Origin of the sequence: Marinobacterium litorale DSM 23545, from assembly GCF_000428985.1 — a bacterium.
In the GTDB taxonomy this organism is placed as follows: Bacteria; Pseudomonadota; Gammaproteobacteria; order Pseudomonadales; family Balneatricaceae; genus Marinobacterium_D; species Marinobacterium_D litorale.
In genome coordinates this window covers 172473-194997 of record NZ_AUAZ01000003.1, presented here as the reverse complement: position 1 = coordinate 194997, position 22525 = coordinate 172473, and the positions used below count along the sequence as shown (strand labels likewise).

Below are 22525 nucleotides of genomic sequence, written 5' to 3'. Positions count from 1 at the left end.
CACCGGGTTACAGCCGCCGCTGTTCGAAGAAAGCCGCGTCACTGACGGGTCAGAAAGCGCTCCATCCACTGGGCGACTATCGCCGAGTCTATTCGAGCATCGTCGGTAAGCGTAGCCAGCCCTGCATCGGCCACCGCATCGGGCACGACAGCCCCCTTGCGCGCCATCACCAGATCGCGCTCGTAGGCGATAGTAAACTCCGGGTGCGCCTGCAATGTCAGGATGCGGTCGCCGTAGACAAGCCCGGCATAACGACAAAAGCTGGAGGTCGCAAAAAGCTCGGCGTTCTCAGGTAGCTCAAGCACCTGATCCTGGTGCATGGCGTTGATGGTAAAGCTGGGTTCACTGGGAACGAGGAAGCTGTGCTCACCCTCGATATTGTAGCTATGCAGCCCCACGCCCCAGCCACCGCTGTATTTCTCAACCCGGGCACCGAAAGCCGACGCGATTATCTGATGGCCAAAGCAGATGCCTACCAAAGGCAGATCCGCCTCGTAGATCTCCATAATCAGCTGCTTAAGCGTGCGCATCCAGGGCAGATCGTCATACACACCGCATTTGGAGCCGGTGATAATCCAGCCATCGCACTGGCCGGCCCCATCCGGGAAATCGCCCTCGCGCACATCGTAAACCGCATAGCTGTGCTTATCCGGCCCCAGCAGGTCGATAAACATCTGTGCGTACGTACCGTATTGATCCAGCAGTTCATCCGGCGTGATGCCGGTGGCGAGAATCCCGATTTTCATCCTCTGTCCTCTAAAGCCTGTTTAGCGATGTCTGCCTACACTATATCGATGATCCCAACGTCAAAATATCCCCGGGTAGGTATATTCGAGCCTCTGCCGGCCCCGCTAATGTTACTCCAACCTAGACGCCCGACTCTGGAAACGGTGTAGCACAAATCCAGCGACGGGAGGAACCTAACAGTCATTGGAGATAGCCCATGAATGCGATCAACCAGGAAGCGGTCCACAGCGAAGAGATTCGCGCTCTGGATGCGCAGCATCACCTTCACCCGTTCACCGATACTCAGGCCCTTAATTCGAAGGGTGCCCGGATTATTGAGCGTGCCGAGGGGGTTTATCTCTGGGACAGTGAGGGCAACAAGATTATCGACGGCATGGCGGGCCTCTGGTGCGTCAATATCGGCTATGGTCGCAAGGAGCTGGCCGAAGCGGCTCAGCGCCAGATGAATGAGCTGCCCTACTACAACACCTTTTTCCAGACCACCACCAACCCGGCCACTCAACTGGCCAACGAACTGGCCGCGCTGACCCCGGGTGATCTTAACCATATTTTCTTTGCCAACTCCGGCTCCGAAGCGATCGATACCGTCATCCGTATGGTACGTCGCTACTGGGAAGTGGCCGGCAAGCCCTGGCGCAAGATCCTGATCTCCCGTGAGAACGCTTACCACGGCAGCACCATCGGCGGCACCAGCCTGGGCGGTATGGGTGCGATGCACAAGCAGGGCGGCCCGATGCTGCCGGCGATTGAGCATATCCGTCAGCCCTACTGGTATGGCGAAGCCGAAGGTCAATCCCCCGAAGAGTTCGCTCTGACCTGTGCCAAGGCGCTGGAGGAGAAGATTCTGGAAGTGGGCCCGGACAACGTGGCCGCTTTTGTCGGTGAGCCGATTCAGGGTGCAGGTGGCGTGATCGTCCCGCCGGAAGGCTACTGGGCGGAGATCCAGAAGATCTGCCGCAAGTACGACATCCTGCTGGTGGCCGATGAGGTGATCTGCGGCTTTGGCCGTACCGGCAACTGGTTTGGCAGCCAAACCCTGGATATCAAGCCCGATATGATCTCCATGGCCAAGGGGCTATCCTCCGGCTATCTGCCGATCTCAGCTGTGGCTGTGGGGGACCGTATCGCCAAGACACTGATCGAGAAAGGCGGTGAGTTCTACCACGGCTTCACCTATTCCGGCCACCCGGTTGCCGCTGCCGTGGCACTGGAAAACCTGCGCATCCTCAAAGAGGAAAAAGTGATCGAGCAGGTGCGCGAGGAAACCGGCCCCTACCTGCAACAACAGCTGCGCGAGCGTCTGGGCAACCACCCGCTGGTCGGCCATATCGAAGGTATGGGACTGGTCGCCGGTATGGCGCTGGCTCAGGACAAAGCCAACCACAAGCTGTTCGACAGTGATCTGGACGTGGGCACCATCTGCCGTAACCACTGCTTCGCCAACGGCCTGATTATGCGCGCCTGCGGCAACCGCATGGTGCTTTCACCACCGCTGGTGATCTCCAAGGCGGAGATCGATGAATTGATCGATAAGGCACTCAAATGCCTTGATCTGACCGTTCGCTCCCTGGAGGAACAGGGGGTTCAGCTCGGCTGATCCCTCCCGTGCCTCGGCGTATCACGACGTGCCCTGCGGGGTGAAAGTTGTGGTACGCCTTTTTTTTGTGTAAGAGTACGTCTTGTATAAGTAATAACTAAAGCGATGAATTTACGCGCCCCCTCCGCATCAGCGACTCAAAAAAATACGGTATTCCGATGTCTGATTCATTCCGGACGATCAATATTCAGGACGGCTGGCAAAAAAACCTGGCCCTGCTGATCGACCACGTTCGCCTGCCCAGCTTTCCCCGGGTACTGATCGATATGCTGGCAACCTACTGCCACTTCGACACCTCCCTGATTGTCACCTACAAGAAGTCGTTTAAACCGGTGGTGATACACCCCATCGACCCGGCGGAGCACAGCAACACATTGCGCTCGTTTCTCGATAACGGCTACTACCTGCTCGACCCGCTGTTCAACGCCATCCAGGGAGATGTCACCTCCGGTGTAACACGCCTGGCCGAGTACGCACCGGACTCGTTCGAGAGCAGTGAGTTCTACCAGAACTGCTATCAGTATTTTGGCATTGTCGATGAGATCGTACTGGTGATTCAGCTGGACCCGAAAGTCACCTGCACCATCTCATTGAGCCGTAAGGAAGCGCTGGGCACAGTGACCCGTGCGGAGATGAAAGCGTTACAGGAGATCTACCCGGTGATCAGCGCCCTGTTTCGCCAGTTCTGGCTGGCCCAGTCGGGCGAGTACATCCAGTACGAACAGTCGGATGACGCAGTCAAACAGGCACTGAAAAGCTTTGGTAGCGGGGTACTAACTCAACGTGAGCGGGAGATCACTCACCTGATTCTGAAAGGTAACTCTTCGAAGGCGATCGCCGATCAGCTTAATATCAGCGTGGGTACAGTGAAGGTTCACCGTAAAAATATCCATGCCAAGCTCAACACCTCCACTCAGTCCGAGATTTTCACCCTGTTTCTCGGCCACCTGAAATCACTGCCGGCTGAGACACCGGCAGCGGTGATGGAAACGGCCTGAGCCGTTTCCATCATCCTGCGGATTACAGCGAGATCCAGACAGATTTCAGCTCACTGTATTTCTCCAGTGCATGCAGCGACTTGTCGCGCCCGTTACCGGATCCCTTAACGCCGCCAAAGGGCATGGTGGTATCGCCTTCGCCCCAGCCATTGATCCAGACCATACCGCTCTCCAGCTCCCGGCTAACCCGGTGCGCGCGGGAGAGATTGGCGGTCCAGACCGACGCGGCCAGGCCGTAGATGCTGTCGTTGGCCAGGCGCATCGCCTCCTCCTCGGTATCAAACCCCGCCACGCAGAGCACCGGACCGAATATCTCCTCTTTTACGCAGGTCATACTCTGGCTGGTACCGGTAAGCAGCGTAGGTTGCGGATAGAAACCGGATGCAGGTTCGCTGATACCGCCCATGACCACATCGGCGCCCTCTTCCACGGCCAATCCGATGTAACGGTTAACGGTATCAAGCTGTGCCCGATCCACCATCGGCCCCATTTTAACGCTGGGATCCAGCGGATTTCCCGGCACATACTTGGCCGCATGGCGCTTCAGCGCCTCCATAAAGGGTTCACGAATACTGTTCTGAACGTACAACCGGGAGCCGGCGATACACACCTCGCCCTGGTTGGTCAGAATCGCCTGGGCGGCGCCCAAAGCGGCGGCGTCGATATCCTCGCAGTCATCAAACACCACCACCGGTGATTTACCACCGGCCTCAATCCAGACCCGTTTCAGATTGGACTGACCGGCATAACCCATCAACATGCCCGCCACCCGGGTTGAGCCGGTGAAGGCCAGCACATCCACATCCATGTGCAGAGCCAGCGCCTTGCCCGCCGTATGGCCAAAGCCCGGTACCACATTCAATACGCCATCGGGCAGCCCCGCCTCGGCAGCCAGTTCAGCAAAGCGTAGCGCGCTGAGCGATGCTTTCTCCGAGGGTTTGAGCACCACACTGTTACCGGCCGCCAGCGCGGGCGCCAGCTTCCACATGGCCATCATCAGCGGATAGTTCCAGGGGGTAATGGCACCCACAACGCCCACCGGCTCACGGGTGATCAGACCCAGGGTGCTGGCTTTGGTGGGGGCAATCTCGCCGTAGATCTTATCGATCGACTCCGCGGTCCAGCGCAGACAGTCGATGCTATCGGGCACATCGATCCCCATCATCTCGGAGATCGTCTTGCCCATATCGAGCGTATCGGTCAGCGCAAACTCGTCTGCGTGCTGCTCAAGCAGATCTGCCAGTTTCAGCAGCACCTTTTTACGCTGCGCCGGTGCCCGTCGGGACCAGTCTCCCGCCTTGAACACCCGCCGCGCCGCCGCAACGGCACGATCCACATCCGCCGTGTCACAACTACTCACATCGGCAAGATGGGCTTCGGTAGCCGGGTTGATGGAGGGAAAGGTTTCACCGCTGACCGAACTGTGAAAGGCGCCATCGATCCAGGCCTGGCTCCGAAACTCGATCGTCTCCGACAGTGCGGTCCATTCAGCGAGTGTGCGCATGAAAACTCCTCGGCTCTAAGCTGATTTTAAAAGCTCAGCCTAGAAGGTTGGCCCCGCCAAACCAATACACCCGAGGGGGTAGTCGAAAGCTCATTGAATCACAGTGATTCATGCTTCCCTGTTGAAAACTGAAAGCGCTTTTTCCCCAAGCCTTGTCAGCAACCGGTTGAAATTGCCCGGGCCCGATCCGAGACAGCCGATAGCATCGAGTCAGCCATATCGAGCAATGTCATTGTGACAATCTCATTGTTTATTTAACAAAGAAAACAGATGTCATAATGACAATATTGCAATAAAAGATCCTTTATAGATCAATCTTTTAAAGACTGGCACGGTTCCCGCTTACTCCATGACAACAAGAAACGACCTATCGGTCTATCAATACAGGAGAGAACTATGCTGTCTGCACAATCCCGGGAAATAATTGACGCCACTCTGCCGGCGGTTAAAGAGAACGCTCGGGCCATTACTGAAGTGTTCTACCCGCTGATGTTCGATCGCTACCCGCAGGTCAAAGCCTATTTCAACGAAGCACATCAGGCTCAAGGCACCCAGCGTCAGGCACTGGCCAACGCTGTCGTTGCTTATGCCAGCAACCTGGACCGACTGGACCAGCTCGGCGATGCGGTTTCTCTGATCGTGCACAAACATGCTTCCCTCAACATCCTGCCCGAGCACTATCCCATTGTGGGTGAGTGCCTGCTGGCCGCGATCAAGGAAGTGTTCGGCGATGTGGCAACCGAGGATGTCCTTAACGCCTGGGGCGAAGCCTACCAGCAGTTGGCGGATATTCTGATCACCGCTGAGGAGGGGGTTTATCGTAGCAACGAAGAAAAGCCGGGTGGCTGGCGTGGTGAGCGGGAGTTCCGCCTGGTACGCAAAGAGCGTGAGAGCGACGTGATTACCTCATTCTACTTCGAGCCTGTGGATGGTCAGCCCGTGGCTGCATTCCAGCCGGGCCAGTACACCACCATCATTCTGGAGGTCGACGGCGAAACCACACGGCGCAACTACTCGCTGTCCGATTGCCCCAGCCAACCGCACTACCGGATCAGTGTCAAACGCGAGCCTGCCGGTCGCGTCTCAAACCACCTGCACGACAACGTTAATCCCGGCGATATTGTCCGACTGACGCCGCCCTGTGGCGATTTCGTGCTGAATAACAGTGAACGTCCCCTGGTACTGCTCTCCGGCGGCGTCGGCCTTACACCAACAATTAGCATGCTGCGCCCTGCCCTGGAGTCGGGCCGCCAGGTGCACTTCATTCATGGAGCACTGAACAGCAAAACCCATGCATTCAAAACGATGGTCGACCAACTGGGTCGCGAGTACGACAACCTGAACGTCAGCTACTGCTACAGCGAGCCTCTACCGGAGGATCAGGGGGTCGCGGCAGGCTTTCTCGACCAGTCGCGTCTGGAGTCGCTGCTCCCCCTGCGACAGAATCCGGATATCTATTTTCTCGGGCCAAAGGCTTTCATGCAAAGCTGCTACCGCAGCCTGACCGCACTGGCAGTGCCTAAAGAGCAGATCCGCTACGAGTTCTTCGGCCCTCTGGAAGCGCTTGAAGAAGCATCAGCCTGACACTCTTTATAACTAAAATGACAGCGGGACGCTGGAATAGCGTCCCGCCCATCACTACATTTTCCCACGCAAAGCCTGCTCGTTACTCCCCGGCCAACAATCCCCTTGTATAGAGAATATGCTCCCGCGCAATGCGCCGCGCCCCGTCCGCATCCCGCGCCTGAATCGCCCGGTGGATCTGGGCATGCTGACCTCTGATGCCCTGTGGATAACGGCCAAACTTTTTTAACGTACGGGACAGGACACCGTAGATAGCGTTGAAGTAGCGCTCGTAAAACAGCTGGCTGAACGATACCAGCAGCAGGTTGTGACTGGAGCGGGCGATCAGCATATGAAACTGAAGATCGGCCCGGGCGCGTGCCAGCGTGGTCTCCTGCTTGGCGCGGGCGTGCATCCGGGCATACTCCTGCGCTAAGGCTTCCAGCTCCTGATCATCGGCCCGCTGGGCGGCATACCAGGCACATTCGCCTTCCAGTAACGCCCTGACTTCCATCACCTGGAGCTGAAAATCCAGATCATCACCCAGCCCTTCCAGCGGAAGCTGAAGGTGGGGAGAGAGCAGGTTACAGACCCGGCTCGCCCGCCCCGGGGCCGACTTGATCAATCCTTCGGCCTGAAGGCGGGAGAAGGCCTCGCGAACGCTTTCCCGGGAGATCGACTGCTCCTGTGCGATGACACGCTCCGAGGGTAGTTTTTCACCCGGGGCCAGATCGATCTCGGCGATCTGCTTGAGCAACTCCGTATAGAGTCTTTCGCCTGGCCCTCTATCTGCCTCGTCGGCCACTCCAATGCTCCTAACGTTTCTTGGTCAGACCAGTTTGCCCGACTACATTTTCAATATCGACCCCCTCGCCTATCTTTCAGGGCAGACGATAAACAGAAAACAGAGATAACCCCACTATGGCTCAACCTCGCCCCCGCGTCGGCCTGTTCGTGACCTGTCTGGCTGACATGTTTCGCCCCGAAGTGGCTTTCGCCAGCGTGAAGCTGCTGGAGCTGGCCGGCTTCGACGTTAAGGTTCCTCAGCGCCAGACCTGCTGTGGACAACCCGCCTTCAACTCCGGCGACCGGGAGGATACGGCGGATATCGCACGCCAGACCATCGATGCGTTCGATGGCTTTGAGTATGTGGTTGGCCCCTCCGGCTCCTGCATCGGCATGCTGCACCACTACCCGGAGCTGTTCGAGGAGAACGACCCCTGGTATCAGCGCGCGCTTAACCTGAAATCCCGCGCCTTCGAGATCACCAGTTTTCTGGCCGAGCATCTGAAGCAGGAAACACTTGAGGGAGCGTTCAAAGGCACCGTCACCTACCACGACTCCTGCTCCGGCCTGCGCGAACTGGGCGTCAAAAAACAGCCCCGGGAGCTGCTGTCCCGAATGCCCGGGGTTCAGATCTGCGAAATGGAAGAAGCGGAAACCTGCTGCGGTTTTGGCGGCACCTTCTGCGTGAAGTACCCGGATATCTCCAACCGCATGGTTTCCAACAAGGTGGAGAACATTCGTGCCACCAACGCGGACTTGTTGCTGGGCGGCGACTTGGGTTGTCTGCTCAATATGGCGGGCAAGCTCAAGCGCGAAGGGGTTGAGATTGAAGCCCGCCATGTGGTGGAAGTCCTGGCGGATATGATCCAGACACCGGCTATCGGTGACGCCGAACAAAGCGCCTGAGGAGGAACCGATGCAAGTCAGAAGCCCGGAATTTAAAGAGAGCGCACGCATTGCGCTCACCGATGCCAACCTCCAGAAAGCGCTTGGCAACCTGAAGGCCGGCTTCCCGGCCAAACGCGCCACGGCGGCCGCCCGCCTGCCGGAGTTTGAAGCACTGCGTGATCAGGCCCGCGATCTGAAGAACCATATTATCGAGCACCTGGATCTCTATCTGGAGGAGTTCGAACGTAATGTGACGGCCAATGGCGGCACCGTGCACTGGTGTCGTACCGCCGAGGATGCGCGCCAGACTATTTTACAGATCTGCCGTGAGCAGGGCGCCAAGACAGTGACCAAGGGCAAGTCCATGGTCACCGAAGAGATCGGCCTTAACGAATATCTGGAGAAGCAGGGTATCGAGCCGGTGGAAACCGACCTGGGCGAATACATTCTCCAGCTACGTCAGGACCACCCCAGTCATATCGTCGCCCCGGCGATCCACCTGACGCTGGATGATGTAGCCGATGCCTTCCATGAGCACCATAAGCGCCCGCGCAGCGAGGATCCGGCGGTACTGATGCAGGAAGCGCGGGAGATGCTGCGCAAGAAGTTCGTCAGCGCCGATGTGGGGATCACCGGGGCCAACTTCCTGATCGCAGAGACCGGCTCCACCATTATCTGCACCAACGAGGGAAACGGCGACCTGACCCAAACCCTGCCCAAGACCCACGTGGTGGTCTCTTCTATCGAGAAGGTGGTTCCGACGCTGGAGGATATGACCCTGTTCCTGCGCCTCCTGGCCCGCTCGGCCACCGGCCAGGAGTTCACCGTCTACAACACCCTCTCCACCGGCCCGCGCCGCCCGGGCGACACCGACGGCCCCGAGAACTTCCACGTGGTACTGGTGGATAACGGGCGCAGCGAGATGGTGGGCTCCGAGTTCCAGGAGATGCTGCGCTGTATCCGCTGCTCCGCCTGCATGAACCACTGCCCGGTTTACGGCGCCGTGGGCGGGCAGACCTACGGCTGGGTCTACCCCGGCCCAATGGGCTCGGTGCTAACACCCCAGATGGTGGGTATCGAGCAGGCAGGCCTGCTGCCCAACGCCTCCACCTTCTGCGGCAAGTGCGAAGAGGTATGCCCGGTACGCATTCCACTGCCCAAACTGATGCGCCACTGGCGCGACAAAGAGTACGAAAAGCACCTGAGCCCCGCGGCGGTGCGCTACGGACTGAAGTTCTGGGCGTTCTTCGCCAAACGACCCGGGCTGTACCGCCTGCTCTCCGCCAGCTCCAACCGTTTTCTTAGGTTGATGGCCGGTAAGAAAGGACGCGCTACCCGACTACCCTTGGCCGGTGGCTGGACCGACCACCGCGATATACCCGCACCCAGTGGCAAAACCTTTATGCAGCAGTGGCAGGAGCAGAACCGATGAGCAAGGCAGAAATCTTTAACCGCATCCGCGCCGGGCTGCATGTCGCCAAAGATGATGAAGTGCGCCGCCAGGCGGTGCGCAACCGTTTGCAGGCGAAAGCATCCAACATTATCCCCAAACGTGCCCAGTTGCCGACAGCCGAGATGATGTCGCTGTTTCTGGAGATGGCAACAGAGAGCGCAGCGGAAGTGATCGAGCTGAGCGGGCGCAATGAGCTGGCCCAGGCGGTGGAAAACTGGCTATCGGTAAACGGCATCGACCACTTGGTAACCGCAAACGATAGCAACCTGACCGAGCTGTCCTGGTCGACCGATACCACCCTGATCCGCGAGCGGCGCCCGGCACAGGTGGGCGATGAAGCCAGCCTCACCAACGCCTTCTGCGCCATCGCCGAAACCGGCACGGTAATGCTCTACTCCGGCGAACATTCACCGACTACGCTCAACTTCCTGCCGGATTGCCACCTGATCGTAGTCTCGGCCAGCACCTTGGTCGGCCCCTACGAGGACGCCTGGAGCCGACTGCGTGAGAAATTTCCTGAGAGCATGCCGCGTACTGTGAACCTAATCACCGGCCCCTCCCGCAGCGCCGATATCGAGCAGCGCCTGCAGATGGGGGCGCATGGGCCACGGCGGTTGATTATTTTTATGCTGCACGACGAGTAGCGGAGAGAACCCTGCTACCCGCCGGGACCGATCACTGCGGCGGGATTTACCCGAACAGTTTGGCGGCCAGCTTCGCCACCAGCTCACCCTGGTGGCGGGCAAGATCGAGCTCGCGGGAGTCCGGCTGTCGGGAGCCATCGCCACCGGCAATCGTTGACGCCCCATAGGGTGTGCCGCCTCCGACCTGAGAAATATCGAACATCGCGGAGTTGGTATACCCCGGTGGCACAATGATCATGCCGTGGTGCGCCAGCGTGGTCCAGGTGGAGGTAATGGTCATCTCCTCGCCGCCACCGGTACCGGTGGACGTAAACACACTGGCCAGCTTGCCCGCCAACGCGCCCTTCGCCCAGAGTCCGCCGGTCTGATCAAGAAAGTTACGCATCTGACCGGACATATTCCCAAAGCGCGTGGGCGTACCAAAAATAATGGCGTCATACTCGGCCAACTCGTCGACCTTCGCTTCCGGCGCCTGCTGATCAACCTTGCCACCGGCATTCTTGAAGGCCTCAGCCGGCATCGTCTCCGGCACACGCTTAACCGTCGCCTCCACCCCGGCAACGCTACCGACACCCTCAGCCACCTTATGTGCCATCGTCTCAATATGACCGTACATGGAATGATAGAGCACCAAAACCTTTGCCATCTTCGTTCTCCTCGACATTGCTGAAATTGGATTCGGAATTGCTAAGCGTGGCTAAAGGGTAGATCAAAATTGGACGACTCGCGGAAGGGACTTGATGCGGCCAGGCCCCTGCCTTTAACGGTGCACCATAGTCAAAACTAGGTTGTATGAGTGCGCCACCTGTACACGATGACTACGCGCCCGATTTCTATAGCGCCCAGCAAAGCCAGTGACAGAAAAAAGCCGAGCTCAATGTCCAGCTTGGCGAAAAGGAAAAACAGTGGGTAAAGGGTCGGAACGACGAATATAAGGCGAAGCGGCGACTGGACATAATTAAGCCAGGCAACTTTTCTCCATCGAAATACCAAAGCGAAGCCACAAACAAGTATTGAGAGATAAAACAGGATTATCGCCGCGAACTGTACTTCAGGAAATGGGAGCCCGAACGCAGCCAAGCTGCTCCAGAGCAACGCCAGCTCGCCACGCTCTGCTGAGAGCGTGTTGAAAACGAGCCAGGCAAAATAACCCATATCCAAGGTGCCTATTGCGATTATGACTTTCTCTAGAGTCTTCATGTATTGCACTAGTTGTGGGTGCTAAGGAGTGGCCACGGCGAGAGAAACACGTCGTCGTGACTGCACTCTTATATTTCGTTTTTCTGATCTACTAAACCTTCACGGCCAGCGCATGATCTATATATTTCTACAATATCAAATATAGTAATCATATATATCCCCTTTTTACTTTGAAACTCCGAATTAACGAGAAACCCCACTAAGCTGTTATTGCTAGCAAAAGGGATGAGATGGTGACTATGTATAAACTGATTGCAGATATCTCTTACAGAGACCAGTTCTTTTTGGCTGTTTTCATGGTCATACGGTACGAATTCATCAAACTCATCCTGAATTATATTTCCCCTCTGAAACATTAGCAATTCGTATTTTTTATGAGACAATTTATTAAGAGAATTATCTGACTCAATTAACTTTCGTACTGCGTAAAACCCTATAAACAATTCCTTTTCCAAACAAAACCATGATCGCTTTGACCACTTCTTCTGCACCAATCGCTTTAGCAATTTGTTTGCTGTTTTAGCGATATCTTCTTTCCATAATTCAGTTTCGGTAATCATGATTCGTCTTAGAAATATAACGTCTAAATCAGGTGCGCCGTAGGCGTCGACTGTATTATTTGTTAGCTGCCTCTAGCCTGTATTGATATTTTATCGTATTTTCAACGATTTGCGTAACGATCGGAAATAGGTTGAACCAAAGGATTTTCGTGGGAAATTCAGTACCTTTATGAAATAATTTATTTCTAGCACTTGTAATACACTTTATAGTATCAATGGTTATCGGATGGGTTCCTTGCATATTAAAAATCTCTTTAACTTCTAATTCATATAAAAACTCTAAAAGCTTCTTATTTCTAAACTCTGATGTTCTTGTTAATACCGAAAGAAGAGCATTCTTTTTATCATTTCCGAATGAGCCTGCTAGTTCTTTTATACTTTCTTTTTCTTCGTTGGAGAACATCGTACCGCTTGGAAACATTTCAGAATAGCGTTCACTACCCTCCAAGGATTCGACAATCAAAAACCAGTGAAAAAATTTAGATTTTTCACTCTCTGCTCTAAGCCCATTGTAATAATATCCCAAGAGTTCATTGTGATGTATCAATTCGATGCTGGCGTGATTAAATCTTATGCTTCTAGTTGACTCTATTGATAGCGAGTCTGAAACTCGGATAAATGATGTTAATATAGCCTCATTGTCAATTATTTCTTGACTTCTAACCTCAACAGGTCTGGCTTTAAATGTGCCGAATTTAATGTTTATATACGGCGTACCATAATGTCCATTTTTTTCATCCTTCGCTGCAATAAATGACAAATAGCTTGCCAGCTTGCCTAAATACAATATTTGAGATTCTTGATTAGTTAGGTCGAAAGAATTTACTTTAACTTTAAATACTGGCTTATCTGAGGCGATAATTTCAATTTCTGTATTGGGCAATCCTAGCGGGCACCCCTTGGATTCAATGCCTTCAACTAACTTGAAAACATTACCACCTTCAAACCCTACTTCGCTTATCCCATGAGAGGACTCAATTTCCAAGTCGCACTCAATGATGTACTTCTTCATAAGTTCCTCTTGCTATGCTGGGGCAACATAAGCTAACGCCGTTGTTCAGCTGTGCCCTCGTAGCGCAGCGAAAAGGGCATCCGGTGGAGGGCCTTCAGGCCCGGAACAAACTGGAATTACTTGTTAAGATTCATCATCGTGATACTCCTGATCAAAAAGACCCTCTTGCAGAGGAGTCATTTTTGACGCGGGCACTTCCTGAGTAGCCACTTCGAGTATAGGATCCAAGACCTCGCAAAGTGCCAAGTGCCTCCTTTTTCTGTTGCCAAGATCCGAGGATGCCCTAATAGATCTTCCATAGGTTACGACCTGCGGTGAGAATTCTTCATCATCTGCGTCAGAGCTAATATAGCTATTGACCTCCTTGGAAAATCTATCGAGAGCTTCTCTAAACTCTCCTCTTTTTTCTAGAGTCAACGGGAGACGATTATGATGCGAGGCTAGGTAAAGAAATAGCGAGTAAAAATCCGTCTTCTTTTTCCATCGAGTATTTTTTATATCCGGGAGCAATTGCTCAAGCTCATAAATCACTGTTCTAAATATCGAAACCAATTCATCCCTTTGTTCGAAATCATCTTCATACTCTTGATAATATCTATCAATAGTTTCTTTCTTATTTTGATGTCCGTGTATGACAGCGATAGCCAGTTCAGATATAAATTCTACATCCATCATTCGACGAACATTAAGTGGAGTAAATATCCCTGTGGTACTCCAGTAGTTGTAGTTAGATATTTCCTGCATTGTATTTATAAAAGGCCCCCAGTAAGTAGCTTGTCTAAGCTCTTGCTTGTTTAGGGCAACAACGTTCTTGTTTAACCTTTGAAAAATACCACGAATAGCATCATCAGACATTTCTGGCAATATTCTGGCGATAAATATATAACCAAAAATCTTCTTTTTATCTTCTCCTGACAGGTCATCAAAGGACATGCCGCCCCATGTGGGGGATTCATCCTCTTTTATAGAGAATTTTCCCTCGATAAAATCTAAGCAAGTTCTAATTCTCTGTTGCCCGTCGATAATAATGTGCTGTTCATTACCATCTTCATCAACAAACTCCTGCATATAAATTTCAGGAACAGGATACCCATTCAATATGCTGTCTATAAGGTAACTTTTTTGTGGCCAAGTCCAAACCGGATTCCTCTGAAATGGTGGCTTCATCTGAAGATCACCAGCGTCATTTGTTTTTTTAAACCAAACAACAGTCCTATTTGTCGTATTCAGAAATCTGGACATATCACAACCCCTTTTCTAATTCTTGAGCTCTTAGGTTCTTCAAATTATTGACTTGGTAAGACCTAAGGCTATCGAAATCTCTATAAACTCTGATTTTTATATCGCGCCCTACGGTCGGAGCGATTTTAGACATGTCATCCAGTGCCTCTAGCCACTTCTTCCCAAATGGCAGGTACGGAAGCAGTTTATCCGTTGCAATTGTGCCCCAATAGATGTACTTATGGACATGATCGCGCACAGACTGCTTGGCTGGCTGAGGCAAGCCGTGTATGCCAGAACCTAAGTTTCTCAAATAGCGCCAGGATAAAGTGAAGAAATAATCCGAAATAACTGCAACATCTATATCGGAGTGGCGGTTAAACTCGCGAAAATTTTTGTTTGGATTCAAACTAACTCCAAATGCGCCACTTCCAGTAATAACGATCTCAGAAGAGTCTACTTCAATTCTTTGCGCTAGCTCGCGACGCCAATTCTCATATAGTCGTGTATCACCATCAAAAGGGTATGGTGTGCGATTTAATATCCACCCTGACGCCACCAAATCAGGTGGTGTACTTACCAGATCCTCTAAAAATTCTCTTTTCACTTCATCCATAAACCATCATTTTACTGGTGGATTTCTTTCCGAATCTTAACAGCTAAGCATTTATACGGTCTGATCCGCAGACCGTATAAATATCTGTTGAACTCAAGCGCCCATCCGCATGGCAACGGCATCTATTATTAAGGGAAAAGCTTTTCAAGGGTATGTGGCCACAGGATGCTTGCAGCATCATGTAACCTTCTATGACGGTGTTCCCTGAGCCTTCAATGGCCATGTCGCGCTTCCTGTTTCTCCTGAATACCTCAAATCTAGCGCGGTTTTACAACAACGTCCATGATACTGGCAGCACAAAGCCCGGCACTACCTCAGTAGACCGTGATGTCAGAGCCCGCCCAACCTCAGTCCGACATTATCGTCGGCGGCGACTCCAAAGATGACGATCGCAACATTGTAGAACGCCCCGGTCTCAGGGCTCGACCTGACTTTTTTATAAGATGTTTTTCAGATACACTTTAAGGTGTATTCTGTTTACATCTTAAAGAAAGGGGACAGAGCTATGGTGCAGTGGAGCCAAACTGAGATCGCGGTGTTTATCGTGCTGATGCTGGCAATTGCCTTTAAGATCTGGTCGGTCTGGCATGTTCAGATCTGTGCCAAGGCGTCGCGGGAGGGGAAGCTGATCTTCTTCGGGCTGGTGTCGGGTCTGACGGCGTTTGCCGTTGCGGCCAAGTTTTTTATCAGTTATCAGATGGCGATCTGACTTTCTTGAGCAGCCACAAATTAGCGGGCTGAGTCCGGCACGCGCAGGGTGAGTGTGCCCTGGCGCTGGGTCAGTTCCAGGTGTTCCATAAAACTCATACCCAGCAGAACGATCCCTTCATGCATGCCGGGGTTGATGGCTGCATCCACGTCATGCATCCGGATTCCGCCCAAGGTCACTGTATCCAGGGAGGTCTGGTAGACGGTGACGATGCCGTTGGCGGTCATTGAGCGCAGTGGGCGTCCGCGTTCCAGCCCCAGTCGATCTGCCAGGGCCTCGGGGATGCTGACGGTGGTGGCTCCGGTATCGAGCAGGAAGCGCACACGCTCGCCGTTGATCTCGCCCGGTGCCAGGTAGTGGCCCGACTTATTACGCTGCAACACCACTTCCGGCTCGGAGCCGGACATCAATGCCAGAGAGGCATTAGGGTTCTCCTGGTGATCCAGGTAGTTGTTGAAGTAGAGGGTGAGCATCGCCAGGATCACCACCCAGGTCAGGTGGGTCATCAGGCGTGCCATGCGGCGTCGGTTTCGGTCGGGGTCTGACATGGGTGGGCGGTTTCTCCTCTCTCTGTTTACCCTATCTTACGCCAGCGGACTCAAAAGAGACCAATCTGGGGCGCGGTGAGTGTCTCGAATCCTTCCCCGATAAAGGGCAGTATGCTGTCTGCCACGGGTAAAAGCTGCTTGTCGATGTAGTGTTGGTAGTCGATGGGCGAGCTGCGGCTTTCCGCCGGTTCCGGCCCGTTTACGGTTATCACGTAGCCGACACTGTCCCCAACCTGAAAGGCGGGCGGTAAGCCTTGCGCCTGCCGCTGTGCCTCTAGTCGGCGTGCCGCTCGCACATGGGGCGGCTGGTTACGCACATAGGCATCCAGCGGCTGTCGCAAGCGCCGATGGTAGACCAGCGCATCATCACACCGGCCCGCCTGTAGATCGGACACCGTCCGGTGGATAAGTTCCTGATAGGGCCGGTCATGGAAGATACGGTCGTACAGTTCGCGCTGAAACTCTCGCGCCAGCGCGGTCCAATCGGTACGCACCGACTCCAGTCCGCGAAACACCAACTCCGGCGGGCCACTCGGCTGCCGCTTCAGTCCGGCGTAACGCTTTTTACTGCCCTTCTCGCTATGGCGCATCCGTGGCATCAGGAAGCGTTCGTAATGGGCTTCAAACTGCAGCTCCAGGGCGCTTTCAAGCTGAAACCGCTGCTGTAGTTGCTCGGCCCACCAGCCGGTCAGATCCGCCGCCAGTTTCTGGCCATAGTCGGTCGTATCTTGGTCATGCCAGTCATCTCCCAGCCAGACGAATACCGAGTCGGTATCACCGTAGATCACCTGATGGCCGTGGTGGACCTCGATGCGTTCGGCAGTCTGGGTGAGGATCTGATGGCCGCGCCGGGTAATGGAGCCGGAGAGGCGTTGATCGAAAAAGCGGCAGATACGTGAGCCCAGCACCCCGTAGCAGGCGTTCATCTGGATTTTGATCGCCTGGGAAAGCGCGCTGTTACCCTCAGCCTTGGCCCTGTCCCTCGCCTGCCAGAGGCGTTCGATAATCGTGGGGAGCAATGCGCGGGAGCGGGAGAAGATTGCGCCGTGGTATCCCGGCACCAGATCCTCGGGACTAGCACTCTCAAGCAACCCCTGGGACAGGCCCAGCGGATCGATGCAGAAGGTGCGGATAATACTGGGGTACAGGCTTTTAAAATCCAACACCAGAATATGCCGATAGAGCCCCGGTTTGGAGTCCATCACAAAACCACCGGGTATCTCCAGATCGGAGCGACCGGATGCGTACTGGGGGGCGACATAGCCTTCACGGTGCAGGTCCGGCAGGTAGAGGTTATCGAACGCCTGCTGGGAGCCACCCACTTTATCCAGTGCAAGACCAGTCAGGCGTGCGCGCTCAACCAGGTATTCGATCAGACCGGCCTTTTGGAATATCTCCGTTACCAGGCGGCAGTCTTCCAGGTTGTAATGCGCCAAAGCACGCCGATCTTCCCGGTACAGGCGCTGAATCTCTTCGCCACGGTCGTTCACCTTCTCTATCGCCTTACCCCGGCCCAGCAGCTCGCGGGCCACGTACTCCAGGCCGTAGCGCTCAAAACGCCAGGTGGCGCCTTTCAGGGTATCGATGCCGTCCAGCACAACGCGGCCGGGGATGCGGGCATACCAGCGCCCATTGGCGGCACGGTCGACCAACGGCGTGGAGCCATCGCGCCCCAGTGTCAGTGATACATTGCAGGCCTCGGCACGGGCCTGAAGCACACGCAGATCAAACCCGATCACATTCCAGCCGATCAACAGATCCGGATCGTATGCGGTGATCGACTCCACCACCCGTTGCAGCAGTTCGCGCTCATTGCGGCAGCCGTAGACGCCCTCTACCCGAGGCGCGGCACCATTGATCCAGACCTGCTCCAGCCCCTCCCCCTGCAAGGCGACCGAGAGGATGCGGTCTGCCCGCAGGGTGGTTTCGATATCCAGTGAGAGTGTACGAAAACGCGGTACGTAGTCCGAAGCTGCCAGCCGCACCCGGCCATCCTGCTCCCCTGCCCGCGCCCCGCCGTTGATGTAGCGCTCCATCAGGTAGCGATCCACCGGACGGATATCCTCCTCCATGGTGGGAATATGGGCTTCTGCGAGGCGGGCTACCGCCTCCCGCCAGAGTGCCAGGGTGGTGCAGTAAAGCGCTGAGACAGGACGTTGTTGAAGATCACGCAAAGGTAACGGGTTAAGACGCCAGCCGGTGCGACCGGACAGACAAGCCGTTGCCTGTTCCTCATACTCGGTGGGCAGGAAGAATACAGCCTCCTCGCCCTGAACCCTAACGCAGTGGGCACCTTGATCGGTCAGCAGCCAGTAACTCAGCTCAAGCCGGTTGCCTTCATCCCGTTGGTGGCGGGTGAGGATAAATCCATCCACACCTAGTCGCCGAACGGCTTGATGACTTCCAGGCCAGGAAACGCCGCTTCCACCGCCGCCTGCGAAGCGGATTCGAACAGTAATTTAAGGTTGGGGCCTGCATCCATGGTGAAGTAGAGCGCCAGCCCCTCTTCGCGCAGCGCCCAGACCCTGTGCATGGCCGCCACGGTATCCGGCTGCCAGTAGAGCAGCGGCGGCCAGGAGGCGATCATGGTGGCGTGCATCGACAGCGCATTCTGTTCTGCAACTGCCCCCAGCAGGCCAAAGTCACGCTCGTCCAGCGCATTGTGCAGTTTAGCCAGATCGGCCCCGGCCTGAAGCGGCCAGCTCTGATAGAGGTGAGCGGTCTCCTTGGTGCGCTGCATCCCGGCGCGGGAATCCACCCGCTTTTCACGCTCATCCACCTTAACCAACCCAACACAGAGCCCGGGCCAGGGCTTATCAACCGGAATGGCATGGCTGTCCAGACCATCTTCCCGCACGCCCATCTGCCACTCGACAAACCCTTCGAACAGAGACCGGCAGGCACTGCCGCTGCCCAAGCGGGCGATAACGGAAAGCTCGGTGTCGCTCATCCCCAGGCCATAGGCTTCATCCATCGCCCGGGTCAGTGCTGCGAAGCCCGATGCAGAGGACGCCAGCCCCGCTGCGGTGGGGATGTTGTTGTCGGTATCGACCCGGAACATCTGCTCCGGTTGGCCCATGCGAAACAGATCGATAAATGCACTCACCCGCTGGGCGAAACGGCTGTCCGCGCCCTGCAGGCGACCGTTCAGGTAGACGCTGTCCTGGGGCGCATCCAGCGGCTCGACCCGGGTCCGCGTTCCCAAATGTCCCAATGACACCGAGAGCGAGGCGTTGACCGGGAGATTGAGCTGGGCGTCCCGCTTGCCCCAATATTTGCACAACGCAATGTTACTGGGTGCAAAGTGTTCACGGCTGCCACGCACACTACCGACAGCGGGCAGATGAGCCTGCATGAACTCGCGCTTATCCATTGTGCTTAATCTCCCGCTTCAACGGTGGTAATACGAACGCCGGGCGCCGATACGCCAACCGCGATCCGCTCATAGGGCAAGTCCAGATCACCGGCTTCCCCCAGGCACACCACACAGTCACCCAAACCCGACCCCGATATTTTAGCGCCCCAGACGCCGTCCTGTGCACGCAGGGCATAAACCAGCTCAGACAACCGGGCGTCATTGACCCCCAGTGCATCCATCAGCCCCTGATACAGATTCATCAGCTCACCGGTGGCACTCCAGTCTTCGGCATCCACCGCCTGGGCGGTTTTTTCACTGCACTGGGCCATCAGCCGATCAAGCCCCTCGTACAGGCTGGGATAACGTTGGCTTTTGCGCTCCACCAGCGCCAGCACCTCTGGTGTTTTCATCTTGTATCCCACGTACCACAAGCCCAGCGTCGGCAGCCCTTTCAGGGGCCGTAACTGGCGCGGGTTCACGCGGTACGCGATCACGCCGCCGTAGAGGCTGGCGGCCAGATCGGTGCCGGAGCCCCGGCCGTTCTGAACCTGGTGGATTACCTTCAGGGCACGATCGAACTGCTGCTCGCGGGTCAGTCCGGTACCGGCGAAACGATCGAGCAGCGCCGTCAGCGCCGCCACCACGGCGGCGGATGAGCCCAGCCCCAGGGTATGGGAAAACTCTGATTGGATACTCAGATCAAAACCGCCCGGCAGTACCTCTCTCCAGGACTGCAGCGCCGCTACGACAAAGCTGAGGTGTACATCATCCGGAAGATGCTCCAGCGTGGCGCTGTAGTCACCCAGAGCGCTGCTGATATTGACCTGACGGTCATTGCGCGGCGCCAAACGGATATGGATATAGCGGTCTACGGCACAGGCCAGTGCCGTGGCGCCTCTGAGTACGGCATGTTCGCCCATCAGCATAATGCTGCCGGGGGCGCTGGCTTCAAGTATCGATGACTCGGACACCTGACTTCTCCTCTTTCAGCTCACCCCAATGCCAGTCCGGTAACAGGCTCAGATCCGCAGGCGTCCCTTCCGGCAACCAGAGCAACATCAGTCCGCCGCTGTCGCCCGACACGGACCCGGCGCCGGCGATCTTGGCCGCTCCGCCGTGTTGCTCAACCTGCTCGGCGAATCGCACCAATGGCGCCGGTACCACTCCGATCCGCGTCAGCAGCCGGTGGTTGGCACGAATCAGCTCCATAACCGGCTCTCCTGACAGCAGGGCCGTCTCGATCTGTTGTGTGATATCACTGTATTCAGACCAGATGGCGGAATGCTCGAAACCGCGACGGACACGCTCCACACAGGCACCGGTGCTCGATGCTGGCGTGCCGGTAAACACCCAGAACCATCCTTTCCCCAGATCCATCGACTCCGTATCCAGCCGGGATATCTTTCCCTCCTGAAGCCGGACCAGCCCGCCGCTGCAGACCGTGGCTGCATCGATCAGGCTGCCCCGGCCATGCTGCAGCCGTTCGCAATGATGCACCTGCCTGATCAGTTCATCCAGATCATCGACCTGGCCAAAGAGTGTCAGTAGCGCGGCAATCAACGCCGCCGATGAGCCCATACCGGCACCGATGGGTATATCGGAATCGATGCGTACACTGCCGCGCGGAAGATGCTCCAGCCCTGACAGCATCCGTGCCATATCCACGGCGTAGAACGCAAGCTCAGCGGGCTTGCGCAGGATCTGGGTAACGGAGAGCTCTCCCCGGAGATAGCGGTCAAAATGGCTGTCCAGGCGTCGACGCAGGGCGGAGAATTTATCAAGCCCCAGCACGTGGGTGCGCTCCTGAGCGTGCCAGCTCAGGCGCGGCAGTTTATCCGGCTCGTAGTAGACCCGCATATGGCGGTCTACCGCCAGCGCAAGCGCCGGCGCACCGTAAACCACAGCATGTTCGCCGCTCAGGATCACCTTGCCTGGAGCGCAGGCAACTCTCATCAGCAGGGCACGTATTCGCGTTTGTGGTGGGAAATGGCCGCCAGACGGAAACGCCCGCGGGTCACATGGGGCATCTCATGTTCACCGCCGTCGGTGGGGTTCGGGTAGTGATAAAGCTTCAGGTATTCTTCATGGCTCAGGCTCTCGCGGGCATCCAGCATCTGGCGATGACGCTCACGATGCAGATGCTCGGCATACCCTTCACGCACGGTTCCACTGAAGAACTCGGCCACGCAGCCAGAGCCGTAACTGAAGAAGCCGATACGCTGACCGGAGAGGTTATCCCGGCAGGTTTCCAGCAGTGAGCAGAGGCCGATATAGAGCGAGGCGGTGTAGCTGTTGCCGATGGTCCGGTTGTAGCTCAGGGTCGGCTCAATCTGGGCTTCTACCTGCTCTGGCTCAAGACCGACTTTATTCAGTTTCGCCAGGTGCTGATGGGCTTTCTGCGCCATCCGGCTGAACGGCAGGTGGTAACAGAAACGGGACAGATCAGCGAACTCCAGGCGGCTCGCCTCTCGGAAGCTTTCCCAGGCCTTTTTCAGTGACTTTAGGTAGATCTTGGTGGAGTACTTACCATCCACCAGCGCGGTGCCCCGGTAGTTGGGCCGCCAGAAATCCATCACGTCTTCGGTGTAATTACCCACTTCCGGATCGATACTAACCAGACGCGGGTTAGCGCTGATCAACATGGCGACGGCACCACAGCCCTGGGTTGCTTCACCGGGGGTACCCAGATCATAGCGGGCGATATCGGAAGCGATCACCAGCACCTTGCGCTGCGGCTCACGGGCCACCAGGGCACAGGCCATCTGCAGAGCAGCCGTGGCGCTGTAACAGGCCTGCTTCAGCTCGACAACACGGCAGTTGGCATTCAGGCCCAACAGACGATGCACATAGACACCGGCCGCTTTGGACTGGTCGATACCGGTTTCGGTGGCGAACATCAGAGTACTGATGGCATCCGTACCCACACGCTCGATCAGCGGCAGAGCAGCGTTGGCGGCCATGGTGACGATATCTTCGTCCGGCGCAGCCATCCCCATCTTTTCCTGACCGATACCCACATAGTACTTTTCTGGATCGGTATTCTGGATTTCAGCCAGCGTCCTGAGATCAAAGTAGTAGCTGGACGTGTAAAAGCTTATTTCGTCTATACCCACGGACATCT

At 55.7% G+C, this 22525-nt stretch carries 22 protein-coding genes; 7 read left to right on the top strand and 15 right to left on the bottom strand.

Features of this window, described 5'->3' with window-relative positions:
* Window positions 1–38: 38 nt before the first annotated feature.
* Complete coding sequence (locus tag G403_RS0103970; protein ID WP_027852841.1) at window positions 39–746, bottom strand: glutamine amidotransferase-related protein; 708 nt, start codon at window positions 744–746, stop codon at window positions 39–41.
* A 197-nt stretch (window positions 747–943) separates the two neighbouring features.
* Between G403_RS0103970 and G403_RS0103965 the strand changes: the two genes are divergently transcribed.
* Both G403_RS0103965 and G403_RS0103960 read left to right on the top strand, forming a co-directional pair.
* Complete coding sequence (locus G403_RS0103965; protein ID WP_027852840.1) at window positions 944–2344, top strand: aspartate aminotransferase family protein; 1401 nt, start codon at window positions 944–946, stop codon at window positions 2342–2344.
* A gap of 158 nt (window positions 2345–2502) precedes the next feature.
* Window positions 2503–3342 (top strand): response regulator transcription factor, encoded by an 840-nt coding sequence (locus tag G403_RS0103960; protein WP_027852839.1) that lies wholly within the window; start codon window positions 2503–2505, stop codon window positions 3340–3342.
* Between the two features lie 22 nt (window positions 3343–3364).
* Here G403_RS0103960 and G403_RS0103955 read toward each other — a convergent pair whose 3' ends face one another.
* The gene (locus G403_RS0103955; RefSeq protein ID WP_027852838.1) at window positions 3365–4846 is read right to left on the bottom strand and encodes an aldehyde dehydrogenase; all 1482 of its coding nucleotides are present in this window, start codon (window positions 4844–4846) and stop codon (window positions 3365–3367) included.
* Between the two features lie 396 nt (window positions 4847–5242).
* On the opposite strand from G403_RS0103955, the gene hmpA reads away from it, so the two are divergent.
* Window positions 5243–6430 (top strand): NO-inducible flavohemoprotein, encoded by a 1188-nt coding sequence (gene hmpA / locus G403_RS0103950; protein ID WP_027852837.1) that lies wholly within the window; start codon window positions 5243–5245, stop codon window positions 6428–6430.
* An 82-nt stretch (window positions 6431–6512) separates the two neighbouring features.
* On the opposite strand, the gene G403_RS0103945 is transcribed toward hmpA, so the two are convergent.
* Window positions 6513–7214: a FadR/GntR family transcriptional regulator gene (locus tag G403_RS0103945; RefSeq protein WP_051298511.1), complete on the bottom strand. Its 702-nt coding sequence runs from the start codon at window positions 7212–7214 to the stop codon at window positions 6513–6515.
* A 116-nt stretch (window positions 7215–7330) separates the two neighbouring features.
* Between G403_RS0103945 and G403_RS0103940 the strand changes: the two genes are divergently transcribed.
* Genes G403_RS0103940 through G403_RS0103930 form a run of 3 tightly spaced genes read left to right on the top strand, consistent with a single transcriptional unit; the run spans window position 7331 to window position 10180 of the window.
* A complete protein-coding gene (locus tag G403_RS0103940; RefSeq protein WP_027852835.1) occupies window positions 7331–8101 on the top strand; it encodes a (Fe-S)-binding protein in 771 nt (256 codons plus the stop codon).
* A 10-nt stretch (window positions 8102–8111) separates the two neighbouring features.
* Complete coding sequence (locus G403_RS0103935) at window positions 8112–9515, top strand: LutB/LldF family L-lactate oxidation iron-sulfur protein (protein ID WP_027852834.1); 1404 nt, start codon at window positions 8112–8114, stop codon at window positions 9513–9515.
* Window positions 9512–10180: a LutC/YkgG family protein gene (locus G403_RS0103930; RefSeq protein ID WP_036232465.1), complete on the top strand. Its 669-nt coding sequence runs from the start codon at window positions 9512–9514 to the stop codon at window positions 10178–10180. Before G403_RS0103935 ends, G403_RS0103930 begins: the two co-directional genes overlap by 4 nt.
* 46 nt (window positions 10181–10226) lie before the next feature.
* On the opposite strand, the gene wrbA is transcribed toward G403_RS0103930, so the two are convergent.
* The 6 genes from wrbA to G403_RS0103900 all read right to left on the bottom strand — a co-directional run bounded on the left by wrbA (window position 10227) and on the right by G403_RS0103900 (window position 14789).
* Window positions 10227–10826, bottom strand: coding sequence for an NAD(P)H:quinone oxidoreductase (gene wrbA, locus G403_RS0103925; RefSeq protein ID WP_027852832.1), 600 nt, complete (start codon window positions 10824–10826; stop codon window positions 10227–10229).
* A gap of 137 nt (window positions 10827–10963) precedes the next feature.
* Window positions 10964–11380, bottom strand: a complete 417-nt coding sequence (locus G403_RS0103920; RefSeq protein ID WP_027852831.1) for a hypothetical protein — start codon at window positions 11378–11380, stop codon at window positions 10964–10966.
* A 68-nt stretch (window positions 11381–11448) separates the two neighbouring features.
* Complete coding sequence (locus tag G403_RS0103915; protein WP_027852830.1) at window positions 11449–11940, bottom strand: hypothetical protein; 492 nt, start codon at window positions 11938–11940, stop codon at window positions 11449–11451.
* Window positions 11941–11995: 55 nt separating this feature from the next.
* A complete protein-coding gene (locus tag G403_RS0103910; RefSeq protein WP_027852829.1) occupies window positions 11996–12952 on the bottom strand; it encodes a hypothetical protein in 957 nt (318 codons plus the stop codon).
* 123 nt (window positions 12953–13075) lie between these two features.
* The gene (locus G403_RS22125; RefSeq protein WP_084403923.1) at window positions 13076–14194 is read right to left on the bottom strand and encodes a DUF262 domain-containing protein; all 1119 of its coding nucleotides are present in this window, start codon (window positions 14192–14194) and stop codon (window positions 13076–13078) included.
* A 1-nt stretch (window position 14195) separates the two neighbouring features.
* Window positions 14196–14789, bottom strand: coding sequence for a hypothetical protein (locus G403_RS0103900; RefSeq protein ID WP_027852828.1), 594 nt, complete (start codon window positions 14787–14789; stop codon window positions 14196–14198).
* 505 nt (window positions 14790–15294) lie between these two features.
* On the opposite strand from G403_RS0103900, the gene G403_RS0103895 reads away from it, so the two are divergent.
* The gene (locus G403_RS0103895) at window positions 15295–15498 is read left to right on the top strand and encodes a hypothetical protein (RefSeq protein ID WP_027852827.1); all 204 of its coding nucleotides are present in this window, start codon (window positions 15295–15297) and stop codon (window positions 15496–15498) included.
* 20 nt (window positions 15499–15518) lie between these two features.
* On the opposite strand, the gene G403_RS0103890 is transcribed toward G403_RS0103895, so the two are convergent.
* Genes G403_RS0103890 through G403_RS0103865 form a run of 6 tightly spaced genes read right to left on the bottom strand, consistent with a single transcriptional unit; the run spans window position 15519 to window position 22523 of the window.
* The gene (locus tag G403_RS0103890; RefSeq protein ID WP_027852826.1) at window positions 15519–16046 is read right to left on the bottom strand and encodes a retropepsin-like aspartic protease family protein; all 528 of its coding nucleotides are present in this window, start codon (window positions 16044–16046) and stop codon (window positions 15519–15521) included.
* Between the two features lie 50 nt (window positions 16047–16096).
* Window positions 16097–18421, bottom strand: a complete 2325-nt coding sequence (locus G403_RS0103885) for a DNA polymerase II (RefSeq protein ID WP_027852825.1) — start codon at window positions 18419–18421, stop codon at window positions 16097–16099.
* Between the two features lie 2 nt (window positions 18422–18423).
* Window positions 18424–19419, bottom strand: coding sequence for a diphosphomevalonate decarboxylase (gene mvaD / locus G403_RS0103880; RefSeq protein WP_027852824.1), 996 nt, complete (start codon window positions 19417–19419; stop codon window positions 18424–18426).
* A 5-nt stretch (window positions 19420–19424) separates the two neighbouring features.
* Window positions 19425–20375 (bottom strand): mevalonate kinase family protein, encoded by a 951-nt coding sequence (locus tag G403_RS0103875; protein WP_027852823.1) that lies wholly within the window; start codon window positions 20373–20375, stop codon window positions 19425–19427.
* A complete protein-coding gene (locus tag G403_RS0103870; protein WP_036232459.1) occupies window positions 20353–21357 on the bottom strand; it encodes a mevalonate kinase family protein in 1005 nt (334 codons plus the stop codon). Before G403_RS0103870 ends, G403_RS0103875 begins: the two co-directional genes overlap by 23 nt.
* Window positions 21357–22523: a hydroxymethylglutaryl-CoA synthase gene (locus G403_RS0103865; protein ID WP_027852821.1), complete on the bottom strand. Its 1167-nt coding sequence runs from the start codon at window positions 22521–22523 to the stop codon at window positions 21357–21359. Before G403_RS0103865 ends, G403_RS0103870 begins: the two co-directional genes overlap by 1 nt.
* Between the last annotated feature and the right edge of the window lie 2 nt (window positions 22524–22525).